3 protein-coding genes are annotated in these 2291 nt (G+C 47.5%); 2 read left to right on the plus strand and 1 reads right to left on the minus strand.

Features of this window, described 5'->3' with window-relative positions; all coding sequences use genetic code 11:
- Positions 1 to 275: 275 nt before the first annotated feature.
- On the plus strand, positions 276 to 728 hold the full coding sequence (locus tag J4F31_12360) for an SRPBCC family protein (protein MCE2497345.1): 453 nt from the start codon (positions 276 to 278) through the stop codon (positions 726 to 728).
- Between the two features lie 25 nt (positions 729 to 753).
- Here J4F31_12360 and J4F31_12365 read toward each other — a convergent pair whose 3' ends face one another.
- Complete coding sequence (locus J4F31_12365) at positions 754 to 1776, minus strand: SPASM domain-containing protein (protein ID MCE2497346.1); 1023 nt, start codon at positions 1774 to 1776, stop codon at positions 754 to 756.
- A 158-nt stretch (positions 1777 to 1934) separates the two neighbouring features.
- Between J4F31_12365 and J4F31_12370 the strand changes: the two genes are divergently transcribed.
- A partial coding sequence (locus tag J4F31_12370) for a hypothetical protein (GenBank protein MCE2497347.1) occupies positions 1935 to 2291 on the plus strand: 357 nt, incomplete at its 3' end.

The raw sequence follows: 2291 nt of genomic DNA on the forward strand, positions 1-2291 counted from the left end.
TCCAATACCAAATCCTCCATTTCTTTTGAACGAAATGTAGCAATTCTTCAAACGCTCCCCACAAAATGGACGTGACCCCAAGAGAGGGCAATAGCGCAAACGGACAAGATAGGTGCTAAGCGGATCTCGGCGATCCGCGAGTACCTAATCGGCAAAAAAAGCATAGATTCGGCTCGCATCCGCTTCATAGTTTTACCGGAATACTCACTTTTAACGAGTCGAAGTGCGAGCACCTACTCGGTCGGATTTTGGGTGGATGAATAAAACCTAGTGCTATGAAATATCAAACATCCATTGAGATCGACAGATCCCGTGAGGAGGTTGTCGCCAAGTTCGAAGATCCTGAAAACTTTAAGCATTGGCAGCGCGGTTTCATTTCCATGGAGCACATAAGTGGCGACAAGGGAATGCCCGGTGCCAAGTCCAAAATGAAGTATAAAATGGGACGGCGCGAGACTGAAATGATCGAAACGATCGTACACAATGATCTGCCCGATCAGTTTCATGCGACATTCGAAGCTAACGGTGTTTATAATTTACAAGAGAACTATTTCACCGAAGGAGGGTCCGACAAGATGGTTTGGCGATCTGTTTCTGAGTTTCGCTTCAGCAGTTTCACTATGAAGGTCATGGGCTGGCTGATGCCCAAGGCATTCAAGAAACAGAGCTACAAATTCATGGTCGATTTCAAGAATTTCGTCGAAAAAGGCGAATCGGTCGCGAAGTAACTCATCGGGCCGTAGGCCCAAAAAATCAAGCCCAAACCTTCGTGCCTTCAGAACAGTTGGCACAGATATCGATCTCTTTGCGCGACTTCATGAGTGATTTGCGGAATGCCGCATAGCGCTCGCCGTACCAGAGTTCGCCGAACGATTGTTCACCGAGTTGTCCGAGTTGGTGCGTTGCGTCCTTGTCGAAACAACAGGGTATTACTCGTCCATCCCAGGTGATGACGCAGCTATGCCACATTTTCCAGCAGTGGTCGTCGAGGGGGTTCTTCACCTTCCATTTGCCATCTTTGCACTGCTTGTAGCGGGCGTACTTTTCGATGGTCGGAATCAGGGGATTGCCGTTTTCGTAATCGTAGACCTGGGCGGTCTTGTATCGGACTTCATCGACGCCAAACTCCTTGCCCATGCGCTTCACTTCGTAGATTTGATGTTCATTGGGACGCACTACCAGGAATTGCCAAATGACGTGCGGAGTTCTCGACTTGAGCTTATGTTTCCATTCTATAATGTTGCGCGTACCTTCAAGGACCTTGTTGAGCTCCCCTTCGCGACGATACTGCTCGTAAGCTTCTTGTGTGGTACCGTCTATGGAAATTATGAGTCGGTCGAGACCCGACTCCACAGTCTTCTTTGCCAAACCGGGATGGAGAAAATGGGCGTTGGTAGAGGTCGTAGTGTAAATACGTTTGCTGGTCGCCATTTGGACCATTTCGAGAAATCGCGGATTAATGAATGGTTCCCCTTGAAAGTAAAAGGTAATATAGGCAGTGGTCGGAGCGAGCTCATCAATGGCCTTGTCGAAGAAATCGACCTTCAGGTTACCCGTTGGTCTTGTAAACTGCTTGAGTCCACTTGGACATTCTGGACAACCGAGATTACAAGCAGTGGTAGGTTCAAATGCGATACTAAAAGGCAGCCCCCGGGGCTTTGTGGATCCAAACCAACGAGAAAAATAGTAACTCGATATCACAGCCGCCCCATTAACGGCCCGTTTCCAGGTGAGTTTGGAGAAGAAATTCAACGCGTCGTAGAGGCGAGCCGTCATGCGCCAAATATACTCGCGTAACAATGCCTTTCCAATAATTTTACGAAGTATTGAGACCGAGACTCCAAATCAAAGTATAATTTAGACACTTAGGAATACGTTTATGAAGAAGCCCGATTTTTCTTTTGCTGTCAGTACTTCGGTCATCATCTTTGCTTTTGACGGTACTCAAATCTTGTTCTTGGTCGGTAAGAAAGGCTCTGAGCCTTATTCAGGAGCACCGGTATCCTTCTGCCTACGTACACGTGGAAGAAAGCACGGACGAAGTAGCGGGCAGCCTGGTCGAGAAGATCTTTAAGCTGAACGATTACTACTTGGAGCAGCTCAATGCCTTTACCAAAGCATATCGCCATCCGGGGGGCCGCATCATCAACGTTGCCCATTTTGCCTTGCTGAACTGGAACGAAGTGCAAGGTCAAGAGCTGCCTGAAGGTTATCCTAAGTTCGACTTTTCTAAATTTCATTATTTAATTAACAGGACTGAACAGAGGAATAAGGCCAATATAGGTTTTGCG

This window comes from Flavobacteriales bacterium, assembly GCA_021296215.1.
Lineage (GTDB): Bacteria > Bacteroidota > Bacteroidia > Flavobacteriales > ECT2AJA-044 > ECT2AJA-044.

Excerpts from the sequence above, each read along its gene's own strand:
- J4F31_12360 (MCE2497345.1), top strand. The coding sequence starts at position 276 with ATGAAATATCAAACATCCATTGAGATCGACAGATCCCGTGAGGAGGTT.
- J4F31_12365 (MCE2497346.1), bottom strand. The coding sequence starts at position 1,776 with ATGACGGCTCGCCTCTACGACGCGTTGAATTTCTTCTCCAAACTCACC.